This is a genomic window from Microcoleus sp. B9-D4, assembly GCF_036705105.1.
In the GTDB taxonomy this organism is placed as follows: domain Bacteria; phylum Cyanobacteriota; class Cyanobacteriia; order Cyanobacteriales; family Microcoleaceae; genus Microcoleus.
In genome coordinates this window covers 18,359-44,769 of the sequence record NZ_JAUBTS010000016.1, presented here as the reverse complement: position 1 = coordinate 44,769, position 26,411 = coordinate 18,359, and the positions used below count along the sequence as shown (strand labels likewise).

Annotated in this window: 25 protein-coding genes and 1 other RNA gene; 15 read left to right on the top strand and 11 right to left on the bottom strand. The window is 47.2% G+C overall.

Annotation, left to right across the window (positions count from 1 at the left end):
- Positions 1 to 66: 66 nt before the first annotated feature.
- On the bottom strand, positions 67 to 399 hold the full coding sequence (locus QUB24_RS12410) for a DUF565 domain-containing protein (protein WP_333153455.1): 333 nt from the start codon (positions 397 to 399) through the stop codon (positions 67 to 69).
- Positions 400 to 759: 360 nt separating this feature from the next.
- On the opposite strand from QUB24_RS12410, the gene QUB24_RS12405 reads away from it, so the two are divergent.
- The 14 genes from QUB24_RS12405 to nuoK all read left to right on the top strand — a co-directional run bounded on the left by QUB24_RS12405 (position 760) and on the right by nuoK (position 12,527).
- Positions 760 to 1,338 (top strand): hypothetical protein, encoded by a 579-nt coding sequence (locus tag QUB24_RS12405; RefSeq protein WP_333153454.1) that lies wholly within the window; start codon positions 760 to 762, stop codon positions 1,336 to 1,338.
- A gap of 186 nt (positions 1,339 to 1,524) precedes the next feature.
- The gene (locus tag QUB24_RS12400; RefSeq protein WP_333153453.1) at positions 1,525 to 3,735 is read left to right on the top strand and encodes a glycosyltransferase family 39 protein; all 2,211 of its coding nucleotides are present in this window, start codon (positions 1,525 to 1,527) and stop codon (positions 3,733 to 3,735) included.
- Positions 3,736 to 3,778: 43 nt separating this feature from the next.
- Complete coding sequence (locus QUB24_RS12395) at positions 3,779 to 4,306, top strand: GNAT family N-acetyltransferase (protein WP_333153452.1); 528 nt, start codon at positions 3,779 to 3,781, stop codon at positions 4,304 to 4,306.
- 137 nt (positions 4,307 to 4,443) lie between these two features.
- Complete coding sequence (locus QUB24_RS12390; RefSeq protein WP_333153451.1) at positions 4,444 to 4,683, top strand: hypothetical protein; 240 nt, start codon at positions 4,444 to 4,446, stop codon at positions 4,681 to 4,683.
- A gap of 222 nt (positions 4,684 to 4,905) precedes the next feature.
- Positions 4,906 to 5,562: a serine protease gene (locus QUB24_RS12385; protein ID WP_333153450.1), complete on the top strand. Its 657-nt coding sequence runs from the start codon at positions 4,906 to 4,908 to the stop codon at positions 5,560 to 5,562.
- Positions 5,563 to 5,564: 2 nt separating this feature from the next.
- A complete protein-coding gene (locus QUB24_RS12380) occupies positions 5,565 to 6,143 on the top strand; it encodes a type II toxin-antitoxin system Phd/YefM family antitoxin (protein WP_228050324.1) in 579 nt (192 codons plus the stop codon).
- A complete protein-coding gene (locus tag QUB24_RS12375) occupies positions 6,137 to 6,403 on the top strand; it encodes a Txe/YoeB family addiction module toxin (RefSeq protein ID WP_333153449.1) in 267 nt (88 codons plus the stop codon). Before QUB24_RS12380 ends, QUB24_RS12375 begins: the two co-directional genes overlap by 7 nt.
- 116 nt (positions 6,404 to 6,519) lie before the next feature.
- A complete protein-coding gene (locus QUB24_RS12370) occupies positions 6,520 to 8,298 on the top strand; it encodes a serine/threonine-protein kinase (RefSeq protein ID WP_333153448.1) in 1,779 nt (592 codons plus the stop codon).
- Between the two features lie 242 nt (positions 8,299 to 8,540).
- Positions 8,541 to 8,931, top strand: a transfer-messenger RNA (tmRNA) gene (gene ssrA / locus QUB24_RS12365).
- A gap of 194 nt (positions 8,932 to 9,125) precedes the next feature.
- Entirely contained in the window at positions 9,126 to 9,293 is a 168-nt protein-coding gene (locus tag QUB24_RS12360; RefSeq protein WP_333153447.1) for a hypothetical protein, read from the top strand.
- Positions 9,294 to 9,501: 208 nt separating this feature from the next.
- Positions 9,502 to 10,620 (top strand): NADH-quinone oxidoreductase subunit NuoH, encoded by a 1,119-nt coding sequence (gene nuoH / locus QUB24_RS12355; RefSeq protein WP_333153446.1) that lies wholly within the window; start codon positions 9,502 to 9,504, stop codon positions 10,618 to 10,620.
- 102 nt (positions 10,621 to 10,722) lie between these two features.
- A complete protein-coding gene (ndhI, locus tag QUB24_RS12350; protein WP_193975265.1) occupies positions 10,723 to 11,298 on the top strand; it encodes an NAD(P)H-quinone oxidoreductase subunit I in 576 nt (191 codons plus the stop codon).
- Positions 11,299 to 11,518: 220 nt separating this feature from the next.
- The gene (locus tag QUB24_RS12345) at positions 11,519 to 12,142 is read left to right on the top strand and encodes an NADH-quinone oxidoreductase subunit J (RefSeq protein ID WP_333070831.1); all 624 of its coding nucleotides are present in this window, start codon (positions 11,519 to 11,521) and stop codon (positions 12,140 to 12,142) included.
- A gap of 79 nt (positions 12,143 to 12,221) precedes the next feature.
- Entirely contained in the window at positions 12,222 to 12,527 is a 306-nt protein-coding gene (gene nuoK, locus QUB24_RS12340; protein WP_228042566.1) for an NADH-quinone oxidoreductase subunit NuoK, read from the top strand.
- An 84-nt stretch (positions 12,528 to 12,611) separates the two neighbouring features.
- Here nuoK and folB read toward each other — a convergent pair whose 3' ends face one another.
- The 5 genes from folB to QUB24_RS12315 all read right to left on the bottom strand — a co-directional run bounded on the left by folB (position 12,612) and on the right by QUB24_RS12315 (position 16,937).
- The gene (gene folB, locus QUB24_RS12335; RefSeq protein WP_333153445.1) at positions 12,612 to 12,968 is read right to left on the bottom strand and encodes a dihydroneopterin aldolase; all 357 of its coding nucleotides are present in this window, start codon (positions 12,966 to 12,968) and stop codon (positions 12,612 to 12,614) included.
- 153 nt (positions 12,969 to 13,121) lie between these two features.
- The gene (locus QUB24_RS12330) at positions 13,122 to 14,489 is read right to left on the bottom strand and encodes a serine/threonine-protein kinase (protein WP_333153444.1); all 1,368 of its coding nucleotides are present in this window, start codon (positions 14,487 to 14,489) and stop codon (positions 13,122 to 13,124) included.
- A 119-nt stretch (positions 14,490 to 14,608) separates the two neighbouring features.
- Positions 14,609 to 14,842 (bottom strand): hypothetical protein, encoded by a 234-nt coding sequence (locus QUB24_RS12325; protein WP_333153443.1) that lies wholly within the window; start codon positions 14,840 to 14,842, stop codon positions 14,609 to 14,611.
- A 208-nt stretch (positions 14,843 to 15,050) separates the two neighbouring features.
- Positions 15,051 to 15,515 carry a hypothetical protein gene (locus QUB24_RS12320; RefSeq protein WP_333153442.1) on the bottom strand — a complete coding sequence of 155 codons (465 nt, stop codon included), beginning with the start codon at positions 15,513 to 15,515 and terminating at the stop codon, positions 15,051 to 15,053.
- A 138-nt stretch (positions 15,516 to 15,653) separates the two neighbouring features.
- Entirely contained in the window at positions 15,654 to 16,937 is a 1,284-nt protein-coding gene (locus QUB24_RS12315) for a glutamate-5-semialdehyde dehydrogenase (protein WP_333153441.1), read from the bottom strand.
- A 226-nt stretch (positions 16,938 to 17,163) separates the two neighbouring features.
- On the opposite strand from QUB24_RS12315, the gene QUB24_RS12310 reads away from it, so the two are divergent.
- A complete protein-coding gene (locus QUB24_RS12310) occupies positions 17,164 to 18,888 on the top strand; it encodes a zinc metalloprotease HtpX (protein ID WP_333153440.1) in 1,725 nt (574 codons plus the stop codon).
- Positions 18,889 to 19,215: 327 nt separating this feature from the next.
- Here QUB24_RS12310 and QUB24_RS12305 read toward each other — a convergent pair whose 3' ends face one another.
- The 5 genes from QUB24_RS12305 to QUB24_RS12285 all read right to left on the bottom strand — a co-directional run bounded on the left by QUB24_RS12305 (position 19,216) and on the right by QUB24_RS12285 (position 26,017).
- Entirely contained in the window at positions 19,216 to 20,289 is a 1,074-nt protein-coding gene (locus tag QUB24_RS12305; RefSeq protein ID WP_333153439.1) for a class I SAM-dependent methyltransferase, read from the bottom strand.
- Between the two features lie 118 nt (positions 20,290 to 20,407).
- Positions 20,408 to 21,127, bottom strand: a complete 720-nt coding sequence (locus QUB24_RS12300; RefSeq protein ID WP_333153438.1) for a peptidylprolyl isomerase — start codon at positions 21,125 to 21,127, stop codon at positions 20,408 to 20,410.
- A gap of 205 nt (positions 21,128 to 21,332) precedes the next feature.
- Positions 21,333 to 22,064 (bottom strand): pre-peptidase C-terminal domain-containing protein, encoded by a 732-nt coding sequence (locus QUB24_RS12295; RefSeq protein WP_333153437.1) that lies wholly within the window; start codon positions 22,062 to 22,064, stop codon positions 21,333 to 21,335.
- Between the two features lie 151 nt (positions 22,065 to 22,215).
- Positions 22,216 to 22,737: a DUF4242 domain-containing protein gene (locus QUB24_RS12290; protein WP_333153436.1), complete on the bottom strand. Its 522-nt coding sequence runs from the start codon at positions 22,735 to 22,737 to the stop codon at positions 22,216 to 22,218.
- 172 nt (positions 22,738 to 22,909) lie between these two features.
- Positions 22,910 to 26,017, bottom strand: a complete 3,108-nt coding sequence (locus tag QUB24_RS12285) for a BTAD domain-containing putative transcriptional regulator (protein WP_333153434.1) — start codon at positions 26,015 to 26,017, stop codon at positions 22,910 to 22,912.
- Between the last annotated feature and the right edge of the window lie 394 nt (positions 26,018 to 26,411).

Below are 26,411 nucleotides of genomic sequence, written 5' to 3'. Positions count from 1 at the left end.
TTTGTACAAATATTATCCGCAACTGACAAATATTTCATCCTAAACCCGCGCCGATGCAAAAAGTTTTTAAGAGCCAAGTTTGAAAGCCTCCACAAATAAATTGTAAGTCAGACCAATTTTCAGAGCATTGAGCATCTCCACCCACAAAGAACGGGCTACAGACCGCGGGCCACCGTAAACCAGCCAGTTCACCAACTCGGTCAACAACACCAACAGCCCGGCTGCGATAATATCCCACTCCGCAGATTGTCCGGCGATCGTCGAAATAGCTGTTCCCAAAAAAGTGCCGAACAGCAGGCTAATTAGCAGAAGCGAAATCCGCCGCCAAGGATTGCTCAGCCAGCCTCGGAAGCGATCGCCCAGAACATCAATTAATCGATTAATTCGGGTATTCTGCATAAAAGTTATACCATTTGAGATTTGAGATTTGAGATTTGAGAGGCGGAATTACTGATGAATATTGGGGTTGGGAGTACGAGCCTAGAGTGGCACTCTTTTTTTCAACTGGTTTTAAAAGCTATACCGATAAGTCAACAAATGCCCCTCCCCACCCACTGCAAATCCTTACCGGGGTCAGTATGTCGCCATCTAAAATCTCAAATTTAACATCTAAGATGGTATTGAGCGATCGGCGACTTATAGCCGAGAACGGTCAAGTAATTAAGTGTAACTGTATCTTGTGGCACAGCAGCCCCTGGTTTTACATTAAAAATAGTTAAGACTCATTGCGGGTGCAGTCTATCCTTTAAGCCTAAATTTATGAATCTTAAAATTTACCAGATCGTAATTGGAGTGTCGATCGTCCTAATTACAGGAATGTTTCTAGGACGTTTTGAAATCACTATCTCCAACGGTTCAAATCAGTCGAGCGATTGGCCCTCACAAGCCACCGCACTCCCCCCCATACCCCCCGTTTCCCCAGTGGCGACAGCTTCAGCAGACACCGCCAGCGAGCCCAAACCCGACTCAACACCAACCCCCCGACAGTCAGAGGAGGAATTGCTTTCCTCAATCCCTGGAAATACTAAAGCCACCGGCAGTCTGCGCGTCAGCAACCGCAGCGAACACCCAGTGCGAGTGGCCCTGCTGTCGAAACGGCCAGCCAAGGAATCCTACGGCAAACCCGCGCACTGGGATTTTGCGCCGGGGGAAGGCGGCGGCAAGGGACTGATGCTATCGCTGCCGGAGGGCAAGTTACAAGTCAAACGGGGAGACATTTTAGTGGTTTTTGCTCAGGATGGTTCTCGCCACTACTGGGGGCCTTACGTCGCCGGGGAGACACCCTCGCCCGCTTGGAACAGCACAGCCGGAGAATGGCAATTAATTTTGCAGCCGTGAACGCTTAGCTGCAGGTGCCGAGATTTTGGTCGAGAAAGCCGGTTGATCCGGTCTCGTTGAGAATGGTGCGGCTATGTGAGTTTAACCTCACATAGCCGCACCATTCTCAAGAACAGGCTTTCCGGCCTGTTCCACAAAGAGTGAATTTTATTGTGGGGAGTAGGGGTTGGGCAGGAGAGCCCGCCCATGAAAGCCTTGTGGAGAATGGTGCAACATCTCTGTTTAACTGATATCTTGCACCATTCTCAAGAACAGGCTTTCCGGCCTGTTCCACAAGAAAATTTATATTTTGTGGAACAGGCCGGAAAGCCTGTTCATAAAAGCCTTGTTGAGAATGGTGTAACATCTCTGTTTAACCAGATTCGATCGAGTTGGGAGTTTCGAGAATGCGAATCTTTCGGTAGACTCTCTAAGCGAGCTAAAATTTTAAATCTAAAATCGCAGGAAGTTTGGGTGAAGGAAGTTATTAAAAGTTTGTCAGAGTTTAGAAATCGCCGGATCGCACCTTTGCTGCTATCGCTTTTATGGCTGTGCGCGATCGCCTGGGTAGGTTTCTTGTGGAATCTCGGCAACATCGGTTTAGTTGACGAAACCGAACCGTTGTTTGCCGAAGCCGCCCGTCAAATGACGGTGACAGGGGATTTCATCACTCCTTATTTCAACGGCGAAACGAGGTTTGACAAGCCGCCGTTGATTTACTGGCTGATGGCGGTGGCTTACCGCACTCTCGGCGTTAACGAATGGGCCGTGCGTCTTCCGTCGGCTTTGTGTGCGATCGGTCTGACTTGCCTTGGATTTTATACCCTATCGAAGGAAGAAGGAAGAAGGAAGGAGGAAGAAGGAAGAAGGAAGGAGGAAGAAGGGCACGACACGGATTCGGAGACGGATACACGGATGAATGTAACTGTCTTTCCTCCCTCACTCTCCCACTCTCCCACTCCCCCACTCTCCCCCTCTCCTAGTATTCCTATTTTTCTTTCTACTCCCTGGATTGGTGCTGCCCTAATAGCTTTAAATCCCCAAACTATTGCCTGGGGACGGACTGGCGTTTCCGATATGCTATTAGTTAGTTGTATGTGTTCCGCACTATTCGCATTTTTTCTCGGTTACACTCTAGAAGAACAGAGAGAACAAGCAGAATTTTCCACTGTTTCCGCTTCCCGATTTCCTAATAAGTGGTATCTGACTTTTTACGTACTAATTGCCTTAGCAATTCTGGCTAAGGGGCCTGTGGGAATTGTCGTCCCAGCGCTGATTGTTGGCTGCTTCGGGCTTTATTTGGGAAATTTTCGGCAACTTTGGCGCGAAATGCGTCCGGTGTCTGGAATCTTGATTATTCTGGCGATCGCCCTGCCGTGGTACATTTTCGTTATTTTAGCCAACGGTCAAACTTATATTGACAGCTTTTTCGGCTATCACAATTTCCAGCGTTTTACTGGAGTAGTCAACAAGCACTCGGCGCCTTGGTATTTTTACTTTTTTGTAGTGCTAGTTGGTTTTGCACCTTGGTCGATTTATTTGCCGGTGGCGATCGCCCGCACCCGTTTTTGGCAGCGCAGTTACTGGCGCCGTCAACCGCGATCGACTCAGTTGAGTTTATTTGCCCTATTTTGGTTCGGCTGCATTTTTGGCTTTTTCACGATCGCCGTGACAAAATTGCCCAGTTATGTATTGCCTTTAATCCCCGCCGCTGCGATTTTGGTAACGCTGCTGTGGAGCGATATTATTGCAGGCAACGAACCAGAAAATAGGCGGGCAAAGTTAGAAAAAAAACCTAATTCTTTACCGCGAGGGCTGTTAGTTACATACATTTTCAATGTCATATTTTTACTGATTATAGCCGGAGCAACTTTCTACTGCTACAACTGGCTCGGAGACGACCCGGCTATGCCCAATTTTCCCCAAGCAATTCAGCAGTCGGGATTGCTGATTGTAGGCGGTACGATTTGGATAATTACAGCGGTGGCGATCGGACTTTTACTTTGGCAGCGGCAACAACGCTGGATTTTGGTTGCTAACTTCATCGGGTTAGTAGCATTTATCATCTTTGGTCTTACTCCCGCCTACAATTTGGTCGATATCAACCGCCAGCTACCTCTGAGACAGTTAGCGCAGGTTGCGGTTCAACAAAAACTGCCAGGGGAAGAGTTTATTATGGTTGGTTTCTGGAAACCCAGTCTGGTTTTTTATACCCAAGAGCCTGTGACTTACTACCGAGCTGTCAGAAGGGCGATCGACTACATTAAAGAGTCTAAAAACCCAACTTCTCCCTCTATTTTGTTGCTGGGATATCCAGAGAAATTTGTGGAATTAGGATTGCAGCAAAATCAATATCAATTGTTGGACAGTCGGGGTGCTTACCAACTCGCCAGGGTTCCGAGAACAGCGTTTCGATAGTGTCTCTAGTGTTATTTAATACTTGGTTAAACAAGGGATAAAAATGATTAAAACTAACAATTTTGAACTACTTCCCGTCGAAAGGATTCACGTAGAAGCTTTGTTACGCAATAAAAGCGAGCTTGCAGCAATGTTAAATGTCATAGTGCCTAATAGCTGGCCTCATTTCCCGGAAGCCTTTTCCCTCCCTGCTGACGAATCTTGCGAATCCAATCCGCCTCCAACTGACTGGGGCAATTACTTCTTTATTCATCCAAAAAATGAAGTGCTTGTCGGCAATGGAGGTTTCAAAGGCTCACCTGATGAGTCGGGAACTATAGAGATAGGTTATGAAATTGCTTCCGAATATTGGAATCGCGGATTTGCAACTGAGGCGGCACAGGGAATGATCGATTATGCTTTCGCTCACGAGGAGGTTAAAGCAGTCATCGCCCACACTTTAGCTGAAAAAAATGCCTCGAATAGGGTGTTGCAAAAAGTGGGAATGAAGTTCATTGCAGAGGTGGACGATCCTGAAGAAGGCAAGATATGGCGATGGCAAATAAGCAGGGATGAATATCATCCGACTTGAACTGTAACGCCGTTTTGCTGTTTAAGTCACTGGTTTTGGCGGTAATTTGAAGGTTCTCGGTTGGAGCATTAAATCTGCCAGATTGAATAAAAGCTATAATCTAGTCACTACCTAAAACCCGAAGCTCGGAGCCTACAATGGTTTCAATTCTCAACAAACCCTCCTCGTTAATCCATGAGATTTGCATTAAAAAAGTCGAGCGGTGGAAGTTGTTAAAATTTAGTGAATCGCTCCAACAGCGCAGGGAACAATTGTTAGAGAAAAAAAAGGCAGATCAACTAATGGCAGAAGAGGTAGCGGAACTCGACGCCATTGGGGAATTAGATCGTATCTTTACCCACATCAATGCAATGATGGCGGCTCAAGATGTCAATTAGCGATCCGACGAGACAGGCGGTTCGAGAAAGAGCGAGCTATTGCTGCGGCAATTGATACTCGGATCAGGTATGATGTTGAAGTTGCGGTACGATTTACTTAACTTAGAAACATAACTTTGGCGAAAGTGCGGTATGATCTATCAATGAGAGTGTTATTATACTGCTGGTGTGGTATAATTAATACTTATATGGCAAGTTCATACTTTAATCGTAAGAAGTCAAATGTCATACTCATCTCTCGCAAACATAGTATTTGCGGTCGGACGAACAGGAGCAAATGGGGTATCGCTGCTTGGTACAGCAACTCTACTAAATAGTCCTGGAAAGTTTGTTACGGCTGCCCATGTTACTAATAAAGATGAGCAGAATCTAGTCGTGGTTGTAAAACCTGATAATTCGAGCATCAATGACTATCAAGATACTTCTGATGATCGAGTTCAGATGATACCGGTTCGCATTGAAGCTATTGATCCTTTCACAGATTTGTGTATTTTGTCGGCTGATATTGATTGGTTCTCTAATATATCGATGGGTAGTACAGATCTTCTAAATTTTGGCAGTGTTGTTGATATTTTTGGTTATCCTCACGCAGATCATGGAAGATTGGTACTCACTCATCAACGAACTGAGATAGGTGCCAGAATCTTAATTAAAAATGGAATAGTCAAAACGAAGCATGTCGTCCTGAACACTCAGGCTCGCCCAGGTCAATCTGGAAGCCCTATATTCTCTGCACAAACTACAGTGCTTGTTGCTATCCTGATTGGGTCATATGCTCCGGGTGGTGGAGGTGGTATTTCATTGGGTGGAGTAGATCCGCATACCCTCCATCAGACTACTCATGCGGTCTCTGTTGAGTACGTTAGGGAAATGTTGTAGATATGGAAAATAAATTAGAACAATTATTTCAGGTTGATAAGGAAGAGTGGCTCACAACGCTGCCTAAATACCAACAAATAAGGATCAAGGAGCTAGTGGATTCCACTAACTCTTACGAAGAGGCAGCAAAACAGTGGCTGAATGCAATGCCAGAGAACACATTCCCATTTGGAGCCGAACAAGCGAGAAATCTATTTATTGAAAAAGTCCGGGATGAAATTGAAAAATTCTTAAGCGGCGATGAAAAATACGCTGATAAACACAAACAGCTAGTTTCTTCGTCAGAGGTACTACAAAAAACTCTTGTGAGTTCTGTTTCAGCAGCAATCGCCCCAGTAATAGGTACAGCAGCAGTCTACATCATGCCTGTTGTTGTTCTTGTATTCATGACAATGACTAAGATTGCGGATCAACCCATTGTTATTGCAGGACAGAGTAGCAATGCAGTGTTATTTTCTGAAGCTGACTCGGCATCGGTGCAAGAAACACTGTATCTTCTCTCAGTGCCAGGGATGCGGGAATCGATTCTGGAAGGAATGGCAACGCCGATCGAGGAGTGCGCTAGGGAGTTGGAGTGGTGAATTGGAATCTGGTATATACCAAACAGGCACAGAAAGATGCCAAAAAGCTCGCTTCTAGCAATTTACGAGACAAAGCGCAAGAGTTACTCGACATCATTCAAACCAATCCGTTTCAGAATCCGCCACCCTATGAGAAATTGGTGGGAGATTTGGAAGGTGCATATTCACGGCGAATCAACATTCAGCATCGTCTGGTGTACGAGGTGATTGAGTCCGAGAATACGGTAAGAATTTTGCGGATGTGGACGCATTATGAGTAGTGTTTCTAACAGGTTAACTAATACAGGGGTAGATCGATCGCTCTTTGGACTGGTAACTTAGCCCACCATACGTGCCATAATCAGCGATATTCTCTGGTACGCGATCGCCTGAACCTATGGATGCGCTAATCGGCAAAACTTTACAGGGTGGAAAGTACACCCTCGAACAAGAATTGGGAAGAGGCGGCTTTGGAATAACTTTCAGGGCAAATCACCGCTATTTAGGACAGCCTGTAGTCATTAAAACCCTCAACGAATCTCTGCGGCAGCAACCCAATTTTGCTGAGTTCGATCGCAAGTTTCAAGACGAAGCGAGGCGGTTGGCTTCCTGCGTTCATCCGAATATTGTCCGCGTCAGCGATTTCTTTGTCGAAGACGGGCAGCCTTACATGGTGATGGACTACATAGCCGGTCAGAATTTGGGCGATGTCGTATTCCCAAATCGGCCGCTGCCAGAAGAACTCGCTATTCTCTACATAACTCAAATTGGCGCTGCTTTAAAAGTTGTTCATCAAAAGGGTTTGCTGCACCGAGATATCAAGCCGCAAAACATTCTGCTACGCCAAAACACCCAAGAAGTTGTGCTGATCGATTTTGGCATTGCTCGCGAGTTTACTCCCGGTGCAACCCAAAGTCACACTAATATGGTGTCCGACGGCTACGCGCCCCCTGAACAGTATTTCGCCCAAGGAAAATATACGCCCGCCACAGATGTTTACGGTATGGCGGCGACGCTTTACACTTTACTGACAGCACAAGTGCCAGTGGCTGCAATTTTGCGTACCAGTCAGCCGATGCCTTCGCCCCGCGACTTGCAGCCTCAGCTAAGTGCGGCTGTCAGTTCGGCGGTGATGCGGGGGATGACGGTAGAAGCTCAAAATCGCCCTGCTACCGTGGATGAGTGGCTGTCGCTGCTGCATGGGCAGGGGGGTGCAGCGTCGCCGAGCACCGGGCCGACGGTGGCGGTGATTCCGGGACACGGGCCTCAGTCGCCTGCGGGTTCCAGAACAGCGCCTGCTGTGGTGTCTTCTGGGCAAGGCAACCGCAACGTTTGGTGGATTTTGGGGTTCGTGGCGATCGCACTTATTGTTGCAGGTTTGGTCGGTATTGCTAGGGTTTTCCTCAGCCGGCCGTCTTCAGAACCCGCACCGGTAGCCCAGAACGATCGCACTTCGACCCCCGCAGATCCAGACGCGCGCTCAAACCCCGCACCCATTCCCGCGCCGACACCAACGCCTTTCTCGCCGACTCCCAGAGAAACTCCGCCGCCGGCGGCTGAAACACCAGCGCCGGCTGGTGAAACTCCAGCGCCGGATACTGAGACTCCGCCGCCGGCTGCTGAAACTCCAACACCAGCCCCAGCGCCAACACCAGCGCCAACTCCCGATGCTGCCGAACCCACACCAACAGAAAAACTTGTTGACAAAGAATTGCCGCCAGATCGATCGCCCGCACCCAGCGAACAACCGGGAACCAATTATCAGAAGACTCCCACAATCCCTGGGTATGCCGTTGGTACGCCGGAAAGTCAGATTTTAGCAGACTTGGGAGAACCGACTGACTCTCAAGCGCGGGGCTATTGGCCAAATACTCGCACCGCACTTTACGAAATATTGCCAAATCGGATTACTCTCGGCTACATTTACGATCGCGATTCGGGCGAGCTAGTACAAACAGAGGGTTCTTTTGCCCAGTCTGTGGACGATTTGGTAGTGCGAACCGCCTTAAACGGCATGGTGGGCGGCGCCAGCCGGGAGATTTTGCAAGGCTTGGGCGACGTGCAGCAGCGCCGGAGTAATCGGTTTACGTTTAGGAAGGGTTCGCTGGAAGGGACGATCGAACGCAACGAGCGCGATCGGATTTACATCGGCGTCTGGGACGAAAATTTGCATTAAACTTGGCAGCGCTGACATCATGCACCCTTGTCAATAAACCGGGGCGGGCTTTCCGGCCCAACCCCTACTCCCCACAGGAAAACTCAACTCTTGTGGAACAGGCATCTTGCCTGTTCAAAAAAATGGTGCAAGATGTAAATATTCCCGACTCAGCTTTGTGCCAAAATCGAAAATCTAAAATCCCAAATCTAAAATCTAGTTGACGCAACACGAAATATTGTCTATAATTAGAGAACGCACGAGGGGCTGTAATGGTTTCGACAGGGTGGCGAAAGCTGCTCCGTGATGCAGGTCGAGAGGGAGTCTACTCTCGTTAATATCGGCTCAAAAAAAATAGTAAATGCGAACAACATCGTTCCTTTCGCTCGCAAAGCCGTAGCTGTAGCCTAAAAACTTCTTGAGCTTGGTTTAGAGTGTATGCCACCTCACTCCGTTAACGGTAGCATAACAACCCCCAACGGATGCCCTAGCTAAACGTTTCTAGTCGGCTAGCTAGGAAAGCAATCACTAGAAAATCCTCCCATTTAGGATAAAGATGGTTCCCGCCCCGAGGATTAGAGGGGATAAACCTGTGAACGATCGGAAGGTAAATACCCGCTTTGGACGGCAGTTCGATTCTGCCCAGTTCCATAAAAAAAGTAGCGTAAAATCAATGGTTTAAACCATTTGAAAGTTACTTTAAAGCATTAAAAGGGCAGAGATTTAATTCTCTGCCTTTTTGTTTGGCTCAGATAGCTCAACTCATCCGTGTATCCGTGTCACAATCCGTGCAGTGATCTACGTTTTCCCCGCGAGGGGACTGAAATATTTGCTGGTCGTTTTTCAATTTGCGTCCTCACCGCGTTGCAACCGTCAACCGTCAGCCGTCAACAGCCAACAGTCAACAGTCAACAGTCAACAGTCAACAGCCAACAGTCAACAGTCAACAGTCAACAGTCAACAGTCAACAGTCAACAATCAACAGTCAACAGTCAACAGTCAACCGTCAACCGTGAACAGCCAACCATAATTTACCACCCATTAGCTACGCTGCAGGCTCATATAATTAGAACTTCACCCTGTCTGTGCGTTCTTGGAGCCTGTCGGGCGATATACTATTAGGCGGTAAAGCATTAAAAATCTTTACAAAGACCCCGATTTCTAAGCCTACTCCTACAAAGGACGGGTTAAAAATTATATGCTGAGCGCTCAAAAGCTGGAAAAATGAACCCAGGAATTGACTTACAAGGAAGTTTTGTAGAAGCCCTGATGAATTTGGGCTTACCGGCGGACATCGCCCAAGTGCTTTGGCTACCGCTGCCAATGTTGCTGATGATTGTCGCTGCCGTCTTCGGGGTACTGACTAGCGTCTGGCTGGAACGGAAAATTTCCGCCGCCGCTCAACAGCGGGTAGGCCCGGAATTCATCGGCCCTCTGGGAGTGCTAGCACCCGTTGCTGACGGTCTGAAGTTGGTATTCAAAGAAGACATCGTACCCGCAAAAGCTGACGCGCTGCTATTTACCCTAGGCCCGGTAATTGTGGTGATTCCAGTTTTTCTGTCTTACTTAATCGTGCCCTTCGGAGAGCATATGCTGATCGCCGATATGGGGACAGCAATATTTCTGTGGATTGCCTTGTCTAGCATTCAGCCGATCGGCTTGCTGATGTCCGGCTATGCTTCTAACAACAAATACGCCCTCCTCGGAGGACTCAGAGCCGCCGCTCAATCCCTCAGCTACGAAATTCCCCTAGCTTTGGCAGTATTGGCAGTTGTAATGATGTCCAACAGCCTCAGTACGATCGACATCGTACAGCAGCAAGCCGGGTACGGCATTCTCGGCTGGAATATCTGGCGGCAACCAGCAGGTTTCCTGATTTTCTGGATCGCAGCACTAGCAGAATGCGAACGGTTGCCCTTTGACCTCCCGGAAGCAGAAGAAGAATTGGTAGCAGGATATCAGACTGAGTACACAGGCATGAAATTTGCTTTGTACTATATCGCTTCCTACGTTAACCTCGTCCTTTCTTGCCTGCTAGTAGCAGTTTTGTACCTCGGCGGCTGGGAATGCCCGATTCCTGTCGGAGTGCTGACAAATGCCCTGGGATTGAGCGAGACGACTCCTTGGTTGCAGGTAATTACAGGCTTGCTGGGCATTACAATGACGATGCTGAAAGCCTACTTTTTCTTGTTTCTCGCAGTTCTGCTCCGCTGGACTCTGCCGCGAGTTCGGATAGACCAATTGCTAGATTTGGGATGGAAGTTTTTGCTGCCCGTTGCTTTAGTTAATTTGCTATTGACCGCAGCTTTGAAGCTTGCCTTTCCCTTTGCTTTTGGCGGTTAATTCGTAATAGGTAAATGGCAACAGCTAAAAAAAATAGCTGTTAAGCAATTACCTATTATCAATTAGCAATTACCAAAAACTCAAGTACAGAGAGAGAACACCATGCTAAAATTCCTCAATCAAGTAGGCGAATACGCCAAAGAGACTCTTCAAGCTGCTAAGTATATCGGTCAAGGGCTATCTGTTACCTTTGACCACATGAGACGCCGCCCGATTACGGTGCAGTATCCTTACGAAAAATTAATTCCTTCCGAACGTTTTCGGGGCAGAATTCACTTTGAATTTGACAAGTGCATCTCCTGCGAAGTGTGCGTTCGGGTGTGTCCGATCAATTTGCCTGTGGTGGATTGGGAATTTAACAAAGAAACTAAGAAGAAACAACTCAAGCACTACAGTATCGATTTTGGTGTTTGTATCTTCTGTGGCAACTGCGTAGAATATTGTCCGACTAATTGTTTGTCGATGACAGAAGAGTATGAGTTAGCCGCCTACGAACGTCACGAATTAAATTATGACAACGTGGCCCTCGGACGTTTGCCCTACAAGGTTACAGACGATCCGATGGTGACACCGATGCGCGAATTCGCTTATTTGCCGAAAGGTGCGATCGACCCCCATGAAGTTTCCTACACCGATCGCCGCGCCGGTCTGCGTCCAGAGGAAATTATCGAGAAATAGGTAATGGGGCATGGGGCATGGGGCATGGGGCATGGGGCATGGGGCATGGGGCATAGTTAGTAGTTAGTGGTTAGTGGTTAGTGGTTACTTGTTAGTAGTTTTTCAAATAACAAATAACCAATAACAAATAACCAATAACAAATGCCCACTGCCCACTGCCCACTGCCCTGTTTGGCCAATGCCCAATTACCAATTAGCAACTAACAAAGGATTAAAAATTGTGAATCTAGCCGAAGGGGTTCAAATTGTTTCATTTGGCATACTGTCCGTAATGATGATTGCAGGAGCACTAGGAGTAGTGCTGTTCTCAAATATCGTTTACTCAGCATTTTTGCTGTGCGGCGTATTTACCAGCATTGCGGGCTTGTACCTGTTGCTGAATGCCGACTTTGTAGCAGCAGCGCAGGTGTTGATTTATGTTGGCGCTGTTAACGTCTTGATTTTGTTTGCGATTATGTTGGTGAACAAGCGCGAAGATTTCCGCACAATTCCCAACGCTTGGGTGCGTCAAGTAGCAACAGCAGTAGTTTGCGTAGGCTTGTTTGCGCTTTTGGGTACGATGGTGGTGTCTACTCCTTGGGCTATTGTCGCGACGACAGGAGCACCGGCCGAAAGTTCGATCGTCACTATCGCCAAACATTTCTTCACCGACTTTTTGCTGCCTTTCGAGTTAGCATCAGTGTTTTTGTTGATGGCAATGGTGGGAGCAATTGTGTTGGCGCGCCGCGATTTCTTCCCGGATGAACTGTCAAAAAAGCTATCCGAAACACCTGCTTTGAGTTTGCCGGAAAGACCTCGCGAATTAGTTTCTGCCGGAGATGTGTCTTCGCCAGAATCTAAGTAATATTATGGTGCGCTAAGCGCACCATAGTGTTAGTTTTGTAGTAACTTTAGATTGAGACAAAATCGCAAAATTTATGCAACTGCAACTCCAGTATTTCCTGTTATTAGCCGCCGCACTTTTCTGTATTGGTATTTACGGTTTGATTACCAGCAGAAATGCAGTGCGCGTGTTGATGTCGATCGAGTTGATGCTGAATGCTGTCAATCTCAATTTGATGGGTTTCTCCAATTATCTCGACCCTGTACAAATTAAGGGCCAAGTATTTACCGTGTTTGTAGTTACGGTAGCGGCGGCTGAAGCTGCGGTGGGTTTGGCAATTGTTTTGGCGATTTATCGCAACCGCAATACCGTAGACATGGAAGAATTTAACTTGCTGAAGTGGTAATTCATCAATAGTCATCAGTCATTAGTCATCAGTCATTAGCGACAAACTAATGCAGATTAAAGACTGATGACTAAGGACTAAGGACTAATGACTTCTAGTAATTTCTAGAGTAATTCTACCCCCGAAATCAGGGATGGGGGCAGCAGGTTTCGAGAGTTGTAGTTTAACTTTTTCGACTAACGGTAGTTCTAAAAGCGCTTGAGCAATAGTATCTGCTAGGCGTTCGATTAATAAAAATTTCGACTCTTTTACTAGCTTTTGAATCAGAGTAATGGCGCTGCGGTAATCAAGAGTATCTTGAATATCATCACTTTTTCCAGCTTGCGATAAATCCAGCCAGAGAGTAACATCCACTTCAAACCACTGCCCCAAAACTTGCTCTTCCGGCAGATAGCCCGTATATCCGTAACAGCGAATTCCTGTAAGTTGAATAGAATCCATTTTGCAATAAACTAAAAGTGCGTTGTCTATACCAATTTGTATTAAACCAGATAAAGTTCTCTTTCCCTTCCCTCTCTTTTTTCGCCCTTTTCCTTCTGCCTCTGCGCTCTTTGCGCTCTCTGTGGTTCAATCACTCTTATTCTATCTTAAATTTCACAACTCTCCTCCTTTCTCCAACTTGTCCAGTAAATCCTCAGCAACTTCATACCATTTCCGCCTAATATCAGCATCTTCTGGCTTTTCTGTCAAGCTGCGCCCTTGTAATTCTGGATATTTATTGTAATATAATTCATCAACTTTTTGATAGAATATATCTTGCTCAATGTTGAGATTTTTGCGTCGTTTCCCAATCTTTTCTTGACGAATTATCTCTGCTTCCTCTAAGGATGTATCGGCAGGTTGCTGGCGCGAAGAAAATTTAGGTAAATCCGGCAACTTGGGCAACGTGAAACCAGATTTGACTACACTAAAAGCTAAAATTCCTGGCACCAAAACGACAGTTAAACTCCCTAGGGTTTTCCAAGGAATTAACTTGAATGTGCTGTTGTTATTAACAATTTGAGGAGTTTGGTGAACAGGAGTATGATTGCTGGTAGCAGTTTGAGTGCTATTTTTGAACGGGCGGCCAACAAAGTTCATTGTCACCATTTGGGAAATTATACTGCCAATTTGAGAGAGTTTTGGATCTTTGAGTGCTTCGCGGACTTCTTTTGCGGATTGGTAGCGATCGCCCGGTTGTTCTGCTAACATCCGATCCAATACGCTGGCTAAATTTGGGCTGACACTGACGTGCGATCGCCAATTCCAAGTTTTATGATTGATATCGTACAATTTTTGAGGCTTTTTGCCAGTTAGCAAGACTAAAGCCGTGACTGCTAAAGCATACAAATCGCTAGCCGGAGACACTTTACCCTGCCGCATTTGTTCCGTGGGCGAATAACCCTGTTTGCCGATCGCCGTATCCGATTGTCCGTTAAACTGAAGTACGGCATTTGCTGCGATTTGTTTTACAGAACCGAAATCAATTAAAAAGGGTAGTTTGTCAGCATCATGCTGAATAATATTATCCGGGGAAATATCGCGGTGAATTAAATTTTTCGAGTGGATGTATTCTAAAACTGGTAAAAGCTGAAATAGCAGTTGAGTAACTTCAGCTTCGGTAAAATTTTTACCTTCTTGCTGGCGCGATATCAATATTTCTTCGTAGGTTTGACCCTTGATATAATCTTGGACTAAAAATAAAGATGGATTCCCGCCCAAATCCGTTCGCAGCAGTTCTCGAAAGCGGGGAATTTGCGGGTGTTGGAGATTGTACAGCATACTCGCTTCGCGATCGAATAATTCGGCGGCTTTCGGGCTGTGCACCACCGGAGAAAACTCTTTGAGCACGCAAGATTCGTTGTAGCGGTTGATGTCTTCGGCGAGGTAAGTGCGCCCGAAGCCACCACGGCCTAATTCGCGGAGGATGCGGTAGCGTTTTTCGAGAGTCGAACCGGGGGCGAGGAGGGAGGAGTTAGACATAAACCACGGCAAATTGTTCGAGTTGGGGAGTCGCGGAGCACAGTATAGCTTATTGTAGCTAAGTTTGTTTGAATGTCAGGGCGATCGCCCCAGAATTATTAATGTTCGACTCAATAGCTTTACCGATTGTTTGATGATGTCATCTCTCCCTCATCATCATTTGACTCTGACAAGTTTTCCTCCTCTTGCTGTGACTCCATCAGTTCTACAAGCAATTGCTTTAAATTCTTGTCAGGAGGACGCTTGGGAAATTCACTGTGCGTATATATCCATGCAAGATCAATTACACTTTGAGTGCGATCGACTAAGTACATAATTCTTCCCTCGCCTGAAGCACCCCGTAAACCAGGCATATCAAAGTAATATTTTCGGAATTCCCATTCCTCCGGTTTCCGCAAACTTCCCGGCTATCCTTCAGCAAAAGAATTAGGGAGAAAAGGATCGTTGCTCAAATTTTTGACAATTTGTGCAATACAGTCCTGAAAAGATTTCTTAGCTTTTTCACCTTTATAATACCGCTTCAGAAGCTCTTTGTAGGAACGCTTAAATTTATCAGATGGGTTAATCCGAAACACTGCTTAGCCACTCACAAAACTCATCGGGTGTCAATGCAGGGCGATCGCCTGATTTAGCCAAAGCTTCCTGCACAACTTCAGCCATTCTTTGTTCGTAATTTTGGTGTTCTTTTTCTATTGCTCCCAGTACAGCATTTTTCAGGCGTATTAAGGCATTTAAGTAGTCAGCAAGAGCATCTGTTTCGCCCCGGATTAGTATCCAAGCTAAGGATAGCCTTGTTCGCAAAGAAGCCAGGAAACCTTCATTACAGTCTTTATTAATAATTGAGGTGTAAATCAAAGCTTTAAGCAACTCACGCTCTTGAGCCGAAAAATCATCCCACTTTTTCTCTACTGCTGTTGCTAAACCTTCTGCTTTTTGGGCGAGCGATCGCAGCTTTGACGAACTGATTGTATGCGCTTGCGAGATTTGCTGAATTTCGTAAGGGTTAATTGTGATGCTAGAGGACATCTGTTTCACCTTTCAATACTGTTGTTATAATACCATTTATCAAAACTAATGTTACATTTGTCAGGGTTGATAAAATGTAATATTGTCCCTTTTATCACTGCTATTGTAGCGATGTTTTTCGCAAATGGTATTACTTTTTTACAAATCCCGATGAGTAAACTCCTTCGCATCCTTCCCTACATAACTCGCGGCAATATGACCATCTCCAACAACTCGATACTTATAGGTAATCAACCCCTCTAAACCAACAGGCCCGCGAGGTGGCATTTGCTGGGTGCTAATCCCCACTTCTGCACCGAAACCGTAGCGGAAACCGTCGGCAAATCGAGTCGAACAATTGTGATAAACTCCGGCCGCATCGACTCCATTTAAAAAAGTTTCGGCGGCTTCGCTGTCTTCGGTAACAATGACATCGGTGTGTCTGGAACCGTAAGTATTGATATGGTTAATTGCCTCTTCCACAGAATCTACTATTTTGATTGACAAAATCAAATCGCTGTATTCTGTAGACCAATCCGCTTCATTTGCTTCGGCAATATTTTCGAGGATGGCGCGAGTTTTTTCGTCTCCCCGCAATTCAACTTTTTTCTGCAGCAAAGCTGCGGCGACAGCGGGCAGGAAGTTGGGGGCGATCGCACTATGAACTAACAAAGTTTCAATGGCATTGCAGGCGGCTGGATACTGAGTTTTTGCATCGACAGAAATCTCTACGGCTTTCTGAATATCCGCTGCTTTGTCTGCGTACAAATGACAAATGCCGTCGGCGTGTCCCAAGACGGGAATCCGGGTATTTTCCTGCACGAACCGCACGAAGGAATTAGAACCTCTGGGAATAATTAAATCTACATATTCATCCATTTTCAGCAGTTCGATTGTTTCTTCCCGCGTCGTGAGCAACTGCACGACTTCTGGATTAACCGCTGTTTCTGCTAATGCTTGATGTATCACTTTTGTCAATATTTCACAGGAACGGACTGCTTCTTTGCCACCTTTGAGAATGACGCCATTTCCCGATTTGATTGCCAAGGATACTATCTGAATTAAAGCCTCTGGGCGCGCTTCAAAAATAATGCCTAAAACGCCCAAAGGACAGGTGATGCGCTTCAGAATCAATCCTGTATCCAATTCACGGTGAATTTGTACGGAACCTACGGGATCAGGGAGTTTCGCAACGTCGCGCACGCCCGCGATCGCACTTTTCAACTTGCTCTCATCCAACTTTAGGCGATCGTACAGCGGTTTGGCAATTCCATCCGCCTGGGCCGCCTTGCAGTCAGCAGCATTCCCCGCCACAATATCCGGCGCAGCAGCTTCTAAAGCTTTCGCAATAGCTTCAATAGCTTGATTTTTGGCATTAGCGGACAAAACTGCCAATTTTCTAGCAGATACGCGCGTTTTTTGGGCAATTTCAATAATAGACATGGCAGTAACTTTTAAATAGTTTTGATTGTGGGGTTTTGAATTTTGAGTTGTGAATTGAATCCGCACAAATAAATTTCGGGGCGGTTTTCAGTCTTAACAATTGTAGAGGAAATTCTATATTTTTGTTGAGACCCCTGACAGCAATCCGCATTAACAGGTTACAACAGTGAAGTATAGATAAAATCCCACGGTCATTTCCATTTGTCAATAACCTTTGGAGATTATTATGTCATCTCATGCCCCTTTACGCAAGGCAGGGCGAGCCGCCAAAGCCGGCGTTAAACTGATACAGAAAACTGGCGGAAATCTCGTTTTAGCTTCCGGCGTCACCATCAGCCTGCTGTTTGGTATGGTGTTAGCGCTATCTTTAGCCTCAGTTTTGATTCTCAACAGTCCCGATCCAGTCGCCGGATTGGCGATCGCACTTCCCATAACTCTGATTTTTAACATCGCTGCTTTTTTCCTATCGCCTTACTTAATGGATTTAAGCCAAAATTGGCTCTACAATACTCGCTGGGTTTCCCTAGCAGAAATTGAAAGCCTAAGTCCCGAAACAGCTAAAGTTATTCAGAAGGTTTGCAAGCAGAAAAAACTCTCTTCTGTGCGTTTAGGAATTATCGACGACCAAAACCCTACTGCTTTTACTTACGGTTCATTTCCCAACAGCGCTCGCTTAGTCGTCAGCCAAGGTCTTTTTACCTATTTAGACGACGAGGAAATTGCCACTGTTTACGCCCACGAACTCGGTCACATCGTCCACTGGGACTTTGCAGTAATGACTTTAGCTTCAACTTTGGTGCAGATTACTTATTTAATTTACACTACAACTCAAAGAATGGGTCGAAGTGGTGGCGACAAAGCTAAAGATGCGGCGGGTACTGTAGCTGCTGTTGCTTATTTGTTTTACATCGCCGGCACTTATTTATTGCTGTATTTGTCGCGGACGCGAGAATATTTTGCCGACCATTTTGCAGCCGAAACTACTGGCAACCCCAACGCTTTGTCTCGCGCTTTGGTAAAAATTGCTTACGGTATTCTGGAAGAAGGACAAAGGGCAACAGAACCCAGCCGCTTATTAGAAGGAACTCGCGCTTTAGGCATTTACGATGCCAAAGCTGCCACATCTACTGGCACTGCTTACCGGATTTCTTCGGAACCCGAAAAGATTGGGCGAGTGTTTTTGTGGGATATGTTTAATCCGTGGGGTTGGTGGATGGAGTTGAACTCGACTCACCCGCTGACTGGTAAACGAGTTCGCGCTTTGAGCACTTATGCCGAACAATTAGGCTTGGATATTGAGTTTGACATGGGGCGAATTGTCGGCGAAGGTAACGATTTGAGCAAGCGGAGATTGTACGGCAATTTTGTGTTCGATTTACTGCTGTACAGTGCAGAAATTCTGGGCTTAGCGGTGGGTTTTGCGATCGGCATTTCCCTGTATGCTGTCAACCCGATGATGATGGTTGCTTGTCCTTTGATCGGTTTGGGTGCGGGAATTTTGCTCAAAACTCTGGTGATGTTCCCGAATTACCAACAAGCAGAACACTTGGATGTTTTAACATTAATGTCTGACCCTTATGCAAGTCCTTTGCGGGGTCAACCGGCGCAACTACAAGGCGAATTAATTGGTCGCGGCGATGCGGGTTATGCGTTTGGTTCTGATTTGACATTGCAAGACAGAACGGGAATGATTTATCTGCGCTATGCTTCTCGTTTTGGGCCAATTGGTAATTTTCTGTTTGGCATGAAACGGGTTGAAAGTTTGATTGGAATGGATGTTAGGACTTTGGGTTGGTTCCGCCGGGGTGTTGCACCTTGGATGGATTTGATTCAGCTTGAAAGCGATAGCGGTACGACGGTTAAGAGTTATCACCGCTTCTGGTCTTTTGTGATGGGTATAGGGGCGATCGCGATCGGTATTGCCTCGCTCTTTATATCATTTCCTGCTTAAAAGTTGAAAGGAATAAAGTCCTTACTACAAACAGTTTCATAGTGAAGACTTTATTCCTCTTAAGTCAGGGTTAAGGAATCAAGCATTAGTGTAAACTTAAGCATTTCACAGACCAACCTCTTCCTGATTAGACTTCCTGGGTGTTAAACCAGGGGCTTAACTGATGACCGCTCACTTTTAAGTGGTTGAGCTGATTTGAATTCCGGTGTGGAAGGCAATTGCTTCAGATCGATGAATACCGAAAATTGGCTGGTATCCAACAAGCCTGAATTAGGCTGTTTTTTTTTCTGCAATTGTTGACCGATCGCACAAAGTTTGCACATGATTTTAGCTCTTTTTTAGGATATAATAGTCGTTCTGGAAATCATGGGCTAGTTGCTTGATTTCAACGCTGCTAAACCCAGCTTCACTCAACAGTTGCAGCGCTTTTTCTTGACCCCACATCGCTCCCAGTCCCATGCCACCGTAGGCTAAAGAAACTGTCATACAGTGCATACAAGAAATGGTGTAGAGCAACGGCGCAATGGGGTGCTCTAGATTACCGCCTACATCCGTTGTGGCGCGGATATCTTGCATCAAGTAAACACCATCGGGACGTAACGCTTTGTAGATGTTTTGTAGTACAATATCGGGTCTGGCTTGATCGTGAATTGCATCAAATGTGGCGATCCAATGGTAGCGATCGCGCTCATCCAATGTGGCGGCATCCTTCACCTCAAACTGGATATTATTCAACTTCCGCAGTTGGGCTTCCGTGTTGGCATTGGCGATGGCTTCTCCCGAAAAATCGTAGCCTGTGAATCGGCTATTCGGAAAGGCTTCAGCCAGCTTGTTGAGTGCTCGCCCGCAGCCACAGCCGACATCTAGCACCTCAATACCCTGTTGCAACGCTTCGGTAAGTCCGGGAATCAGTGGCAGAATGTGGTCAAATAGAGCAGATACCGTGGTTTGACCGCTATCTTCTGCCATCACGGCATGAAAACGTTTGAACTCTGAGTAGGGTACACCGCCGCCTTTGTAGAAACAATCAATAATCCGGTCTTCCACCGATGCCAACACCGGAATGAATTGAGCAAAGGGGGCAATGTTGTTAGAAGCCGCAGCCCGTGTCAGGAATGCTGCATATTCTGTCGGCAAAGTGTAGGTTTTGTCGATCGAATTATAATCCACTAAGCGACCCGTTACCATTGCACCGAGCCATTCCCTCACGTAGCGTTCGTTCAATCCGGCAGCATCGGCAATTTGTTGACTGGTAGAGGGCGGCAATTCTGCCATTGTGTCGAACAGTTCGGTGCGATGCCCGATCGAAATCATGACTGCGAGTGCGCCACTGTTGAGAATGTCCAGCATCCGTCCGGCGAATGCTTCTGCTTTGGTTTGATCGAATGTTTGTGTCATCATAATTTAATGGTGATGGTATTCAAAAGTTTCTATTTGGAAGATTGGATTTTGGCAGGGATTATATCGTTTACGGTTGTTTCTGAACGATTTAACCGCAGAGAACGCAGAGAACGCAGAGTTAGAGAATAGAGATACGCATCTGTTCTTGCACCCAATTTTCAAACAGTTCGCGGAGCAAACGTTGACGCATGGCTACATCGAACTGCGCCGGAATCAATGTTTCTAATCTGACAATTACCAGCCATTCTTCTATGCGGATAGGATGCCAAAGCTGACCGGGCCCGCTGATGGTCAACAGATGCGCCAAATTCGGGTGGATTGTGCCGAGTTCCGCCGGGCCAAGAATCCCATTGACTTGAGCTTCTGGGCCTTGGGAATACTCGCGCGCTCCTTCGGCAAAGGATTGCTCTTTTTCTTGAATCCGAAAATACAGTTCTCGCGCCATTTCTGCCTCTTTAACCCGAATCAAAGAATAGATGACTCGATCTAGCGATCGCTTGCGTTGCAGAAAATATGACTCTAGTTTGTGATGCCAAGTTTGGTATTTGAATTTCTCAATTTTGAGCAGCCGCGGAATGAAAACCGTCTCTAAAAATTCCCGACTCATCCCGTGCTGTTTTAGCCAAATTTGTTGTGTGGTTTCGTCGATCAGTTGATTTTGTTCGTAGAACTGCTGGCGGACATTCGCGATTTCTTCGGCGGTGCAATCAATGGGGGCGATCGCTTCATCAATGATGCTCTCGCGACATAATTGGGGCAGCATTTGGTAGCTGGCAAGTCGAGGAATAATTCCCTCCCCATTGATTGTGCGATTTCCTATTTGTAAAACTGCGTTCATATAGCAGAAGGAAGTTCGGCAACGGATTTTGTAACGGATTTAACGGATGTAAACGAGAGAAGGAAGAAGACGGATTTTGACTTCGACCTCTCAGACTCCAATCCCCCTAAATCCCCCTTAAAAAGGGGGAATTTGAATGCTCTTGTCCCCCCCTTAAGAAGGGGGGCTAGGGGGGATATCCTGGTTTGAAAAAACCCTCTAGCTGTTAGACAGGAGTCATGTTCAGGTTGTAGCTGCCACCGCTACTGTATTGATAAACTTGAAGATAGTAGGTGCTACCTGGAGTCAAGAACTGAGTAATTGACTCAGATTGATTGCTACCCAGATTTGAACTAGCAATGATTTCACTTGCATCTACCACTGAATCGTTATTGCGATCGTTAATCAGTCGTATATCCATATCGGCACTTAAACCGCTGAGATTAAAGCGGAAATTGCGGCTGGAGTTGACAGCAAAATGGTAGCTATCCAAGGTATCAGCATTAGAGAGCGTCTCTGCGGTGAAAGTGCGGGAAGAAGTCAGCGTTCCTACCTCTGTCTCCGCTGTGACGAGATTGCTAGGTTTGCTAATGGCATTGGTTGAGACTCTTAAATCGTATTGCGTATTGGCACTACCAACTCGATCGACTTCAATTAGGTAGCTACCTGCATCAACGTTGGTAAGCCCAGATGACACGTTAATTGAGTCAGGTTGGTTGCCAAAACGAGTTGATGCTGAAATCTGTGAATCGTTGGTATCGCGTACACCATTGCCGTTGAAGTCTCGGAACAATCGAACATCGGCATTAGCGGTCATATTAGTCAGGGCGATGTTGATATTGCTATCGTTACCCAGACGAAAACTGTAGGTGTCTTTAATATCGGTATTGCCAACGAATTCACGCTTACCTGCGGGATTAGCATCGCGGATCAAGGTACCAAAGTCAAATTCAGCCATTTTGTTTCTCCTTAAAGTGTAAAGGGATTAGTTAATTTGCTGGTTGTTTGCTTAACTTGATATCAATCTAACGAGGCGATCGTTCCGAAACCGTTCCGAAAGCGTTCTCGAAGCGTTCCCAAAGCATCCAAGCGCGATCATCCGCGCGAATTCAAGGTTTGAGAACTTCCGCACACCAAACGCGATCGAAGGGAATTCCAGCTTTACCGTGGGCTTCTCGAATCACTTCCGCATCGGGCGCGTTCAGTTCCCACACCACACGAGTTTTATCCAGCGACGCATAGGAACGCACCCATTCAATACCCCGTTCCTGATAGCACGCTAAAATTAACCGATTGGCTTCGTTCCACTCTTCATCGGTAAAGCCATTCGGATAGCTTCCCTCCCACACCTTGAGGATTGGTTCGTTCCATACAGGTGGCACACCTTCTGGTTCAATAACTCGGGCTGTCCAAACCTTGCTAAATCCAACCTCGGCTTGGCGATAAGCTTGTCGCACAGACTCTGCATCTGGTGCCTCAAAGGTGCAAATCATGCGATCGCGATCGGCTGATAGCAAAGAGTAGCACCACTTGGCATTTCTTGCCCCAAGACAATCCAAAACTCGCGTATCAGCTAACATTTCTGCGGTTATTGGTCGATCGGTCGTTGTTTCAACTTTGATGAGAGACATAATTACTTCCTCTTAATTAGTAATGACTGTTGACTGTTGACTGTTGACTGTTGGCTGTTGACTGTTGGTTATTTGTTATTTGTTTGTTCTAATAACCAATGACTAATGACTAATGACTGATGACTAATGACTAATGACTGATGACTGATGACTGATGACTAATGACTAATGACTAAATCTGTTCGATCGCCCGATCGACAGCAGTGCGCGCACGGAAACTCAGCGCAGCACGATCGATGCGATCTCGCAGCGATTCAAACCGCGCGATCGCCCCTTCTCGATCGCCCAAACCTAAAGCACCCTCAATCAAAATCGCCCAAGCCAGAGCAATCTCGCTGGGATGATCGACCGTCTGAGCAGCTTCTAAAGCAGCTTCAGCGCGGGCTGTTGCCAAAAGGAGTCGATCGCACTCTAAATCCACTTGAGCCGCCCCAATCAGCACGTAAGACAGCATCCGTTTGGCATCCACCTGTTGCAATGTTGCGATCGCCCGCTCCAAAGCACCATCGGCTCCAAGTTGCTGAAGCTGATAGTTTGCTAAAGCTAAAAGTGCCTGGGCGATCGCACCTTCACTACCTTCGCCTTTAATTTTGGCTCCCACGATCGCCATTTCGTGACAATAAGGCAATGCCGCAGCCGGATCGCCCGCTTCCAGTTCCGTCATCGCCAAATAGCTGAGGTTATAACACTCGCACCAACGATCCTGCTGGGCCTGGGCCAATCGCCACGCCTGTTGCAACAGAGTTCGCGCTTCCGCATAGTTCCCGTGATGGCGCCCTACAGCCCCCAACCCTTGGGCAATTCCGATGTTTTTAGCGCTAACTCTCCCCGCCAGGGACTGTGCCTCCAGCAACAAAGCTTCTGCCCGCGTCATTTCCCGTCCAATTTCAGCCAAGCAAGACCCGCTATATACCAGCAATCGCACGGCAGTAGCTGGACTGGATGCCCGACTTACCTCTGCTGCCCGCAGCGAGTGTTGATGAACGTTAGCGAAATTGCTGCGATCGAAATGCAGGATCACCAAGGCCTCAAGTCCCGTGGCTTCTGCTTCTTCTAACCCTAGAGCATTTGCTTCATCGATTAAGCGGTGCACCTCGCTGTCGAGTTGAGAAACTCGATCGCCCGTAACGCCTGCGATCGCGCTAACCCGCAGCAATTTTAAATGCAATTCAATCCGAGTGCGATCGTCAAGTCCTTGACACTGCTCGATCCCAAGCTGAGCTAATTCTGATGCTTCCGCGTAGGCAAACAATTTCAGGCAGCGTTCGGCGGCACAGAAGGCGCTAGACGCTGCTAATTCTCGATCGCCCCCGATGGCGGCGTGACGGGCAATATCGCCAGCCCAAGCGCCGTCTGGTGTGGAGAGTTGATGCAACTTATGAGCAATTTGCAAATGTATCAAATGGCGGCGCGGTTGTGACAACTGCCGGTAGACAGCCTGACGCACAATATCGTGAGCAAAGTCATAGCCCATTTCGTCACCGAGAGAGGCGCTGGGACGGATAATGGTTTGTTGTTCGAGCTGTTCGATCGCGGCGAGCAATTTGGGCAAGGGATAATCTGCCACCTGAGCCACCGCTGTCGGTTTGAAGCTCCGCCCCAATGCGGAGGCCCAAGGCAAAAATTCGCGAGCAGCGCGATCCAATTGCTGCAAGCGATCGGCGATCAAAGCTTCCAAATCGTGTCCGCGAGTGGAGTGATCTTGGCCCAGGGCGCGGGCAACCTCAAGCGCAAACAGGGGATTTCCCCCACTGTCAATAAATACACGATTCACAACTTCTAAAGACAAATTTGTCCGATCGAGCGTTGGAACACTGCGAATGAGTTCAGCCGTTTGTTCTCGATCAAAAGGATGCAATTCCAGCGTTAGCAGCCGTCGCTCTCGTCTGAGTGCCTGCACCACCCGCGAGATGCCCGCATTCTCCTCTAGTTCCCTGGAACGCCCGGTGCAGGCGAATAAAATCGGCTTCTGACTCAACAAGCGGATGGCGTAGTGCAGCAATGCCGATGAGGCTTCATCGATCCAGTGAATGTCATCCAGAATGACGATTAACGCTGCCTCAGTGGCAGATTGAGCCAGCAATTGTACCACCGCATCAAACAGATGACTCCGATCGGGCGGAGCTTTCCCAGGTTGACCGAGTTCTGGTAGCAAGAAACCTAGCTCCGGCGGAATGTTGCCTGTGGAGGGCATCGCAAGCGATCGCAAAGCATCAATCCAGATACCGTAGGGTCGCACCATCTCAGCGGCAAATCCGCGTCCCCACAGCACTTGCACCGCCTGTGCCGTGGCTCGCAGCTCTTCCAGCAAGCGAGTTTTGCCGATTCCGGGTTCGCCCGCGAGCAAGATCACTGGCGATACCTCAGCGTTAGCGATCGCGCCGCAGTTCCCAAGCAGTATCGGCTTTGCCCACTGCTGAATCGATGCCCATTCGCGATCGCGTCCCACTAGGGGCAAAGCTAAAGGTGAGCGAAACAAATTCGTTTGGGGCTGCCCGGCAGAGTGAGACGAGGGTTGAATGTCGGGCGCTTCGTCTTCCAGCAACAGTTGCTCGTAGAGCTTGCGAGTGATCGCACTAGGGTCAACTCCTAGTTCCTCGCGCAGCAAAGTCATGCAGCGATGATAGACTTGCAGTGCATTGGCGCGATCGCCGTTCAAATGGTGCGATCGCATCAAAGCTGCGTAGCTGGTTTCGTGCAACGGATCGATCTCCAGTAAGCGCTGTGCAGAGCGGATGGCAGCCCGATAATCACCCTGAGCTTCCGACAGGCGAGTCAGAGATTCGAGAGCATGGAGCAATTTCTGTCGCAGGTGTTCGCGCTCTGGAAAAATCCACTCATCCTCACAACTCGGCAGCAAATCACCGCCGTAAAGCGCGATCGCTTGCTCCCAGGCTGTTCTGGCACCGTTAACATCTGCGGCTCGTTCCGCTGCTTCTGCGGCGGCGAATACCCGTTCAAACTCAGCCACATCCAGCAGGAAAGGCGCATGGGGATTCCATTGCAGGGTTTTGGCATCCGCCAGCAGGTAGCGATCGGCATCGGGGAGTCCCTGACGCAGGTGATGCAATTCCCGGCGCAAGTTGGTGCGAGATTGAGCCTCGGTTGAATCTGCCCAGAATTGAAAGGCAAGCCGCTGACGGGTTTGCGGGATATCGCGATGCAGTACCAGGTAAGCCAACAAAGCTTGCGGGCGATCTGTGGTGACACCGACAACGGGCTTGTCTGCACAGGAAAGGCAGAATCCGCCTAGTAGTTTGATATCTAAGGTAGGAAGCATATAGCTAGATATTATTTGTGATTTTAATCCATTCTCCGGTGTGTTAACTTCAGGAATGTCATATCATTTCCGGTTGCACCGGAATGATTGTTGACTGTTGACTCGATTTTATTACAGGGCTGATGCAACCGGAAATGATATCAGCAGGTGGCGATCGCAAATTTAAATGACATTACTATACTATGTTATCCCTGCGGCAATCTGTTTAAACTATGCCCACTTTTGTATTTTTAATATAAATGTAATATAGATGCGGTAGGATCGATTTCACTCCCAATCTCACTCAATGCAATTAACCAGGCCAACATGATCGCCAAGATTGCTACCCTCAGCCTCTTGTTTATAGTTTTGACTCTAGCATTCAGCAACACGCTTTTCAAGAATCATCTGTTAA

Excerpts from the sequence above, each read along its gene's own strand:
- QUB24_RS12305 (WP_333153439.1), bottom strand. The coding sequence starts at position 20,289 with ATGATGACACAAACATTCGATCAAACCAAAGCAGAAGCATTCGCCGGA.
- QUB24_RS12285 (WP_333153434.1), bottom strand. The coding sequence starts at position 26,017 with ATGCTTCCTACCTTAGATATCAAACTACTAGGCGGATTCTGCCTTTCC.
- QUB24_RS12295 (WP_333153437.1), bottom strand. The coding sequence starts at position 22,064 with ATGGCTGAATTTGACTTTGGTACCTTGATCCGCGATGCTAATCCCGCA.
- QUB24_RS12320 (WP_333153442.1), bottom strand. The coding sequence starts at position 15,515 with ATGTCCTCTAGCATCACAATTAACCCTTACGAAATTCAGCAAATCTCG.
- QUB24_RS12370 (WP_333153448.1), top strand. The coding sequence starts at position 6,520 with ATGGATGCGCTAATCGGCAAAACTTTACAGGGTGGAAAGTACACCCTC.
- QUB24_RS12315 (WP_333153441.1), bottom strand. The coding sequence starts at position 16,937 with ATGTCTATTATTGAAATTGCCCAAAAAACGCGCGTATCTGCTAGAAAA.
- QUB24_RS12380 (WP_228050324.1), top strand. The coding sequence starts at position 5,565 with ATGGAAAATAAATTAGAACAATTATTTCAGGTTGATAAGGAAGAGTGG.
- QUB24_RS12400 (WP_333153453.1), top strand. The coding sequence starts at position 1,525 with ATGAAAGCCTTGTGGAGAATGGTGCAACATCTCTGTTTAACTGATATC.
- QUB24_RS12410 (WP_333153455.1), bottom strand. The coding sequence starts at position 399 with ATGCAGAATACCCGAATTAATCGATTAATTGATGTTCTGGGCGATCGC.
- ndhI (WP_193975265.1), top strand. The coding sequence starts at position 10,723 with ATGCTAAAATTCCTCAATCAAGTAGGCGAATACGCCAAAGAGACTCTT.
- QUB24_RS12325 (WP_333153443.1), bottom strand. The coding sequence starts at position 14,842 with ATGCCTGGTTTACGGGGTGCTTCAGGCGAGGGAAGAATTATGTACTTA.
- folB (WP_333153445.1), bottom strand. The coding sequence starts at position 12,968 with ATGGATTCTATTCAACTTACAGGAATTCGCTGTTACGGATATACGGGC.
- QUB24_RS12405 (WP_333153454.1), top strand. The coding sequence starts at position 760 with ATGAATCTTAAAATTTACCAGATCGTAATTGGAGTGTCGATCGTCCTA.
- QUB24_RS12330 (WP_333153444.1), bottom strand. The coding sequence starts at position 14,489 with ATGTCTAACTCCTCCCTCCTCGCCCCCGGTTCGACTCTCGAAAAACGC.
- QUB24_RS12390 (WP_333153451.1), top strand. The coding sequence starts at position 4,444 with ATGGTTTCAATTCTCAACAAACCCTCCTCGTTAATCCATGAGATTTGC.
- nuoH (WP_333153446.1), top strand. The coding sequence starts at position 9,502 with ATGAACCCAGGAATTGACTTACAAGGAAGTTTTGTAGAAGCCCTGATG.
- QUB24_RS12300 (WP_333153438.1), bottom strand. The coding sequence starts at position 21,127 with ATGAACGCAGTTTTACAAATAGGAAATCGCACAATCAATGGGGAGGGA.
- QUB24_RS12395 (WP_333153452.1), top strand. The coding sequence starts at position 3,779 with ATGATTAAAACTAACAATTTTGAACTACTTCCCGTCGAAAGGATTCAC.
- QUB24_RS12290 (WP_333153436.1), bottom strand. The coding sequence starts at position 22,737 with ATGTCTCTCATCAAAGTTGAAACAACGACCGATCGACCAATAACCGCA.
- QUB24_RS12385 (WP_333153450.1), top strand. The coding sequence starts at position 4,906 with ATGTCATACTCATCTCTCGCAAACATAGTATTTGCGGTCGGACGAACA.
- QUB24_RS12310 (WP_333153440.1), top strand. The coding sequence starts at position 17,164 with ATGTCATCTCATGCCCCTTTACGCAAGGCAGGGCGAGCCGCCAAAGCC.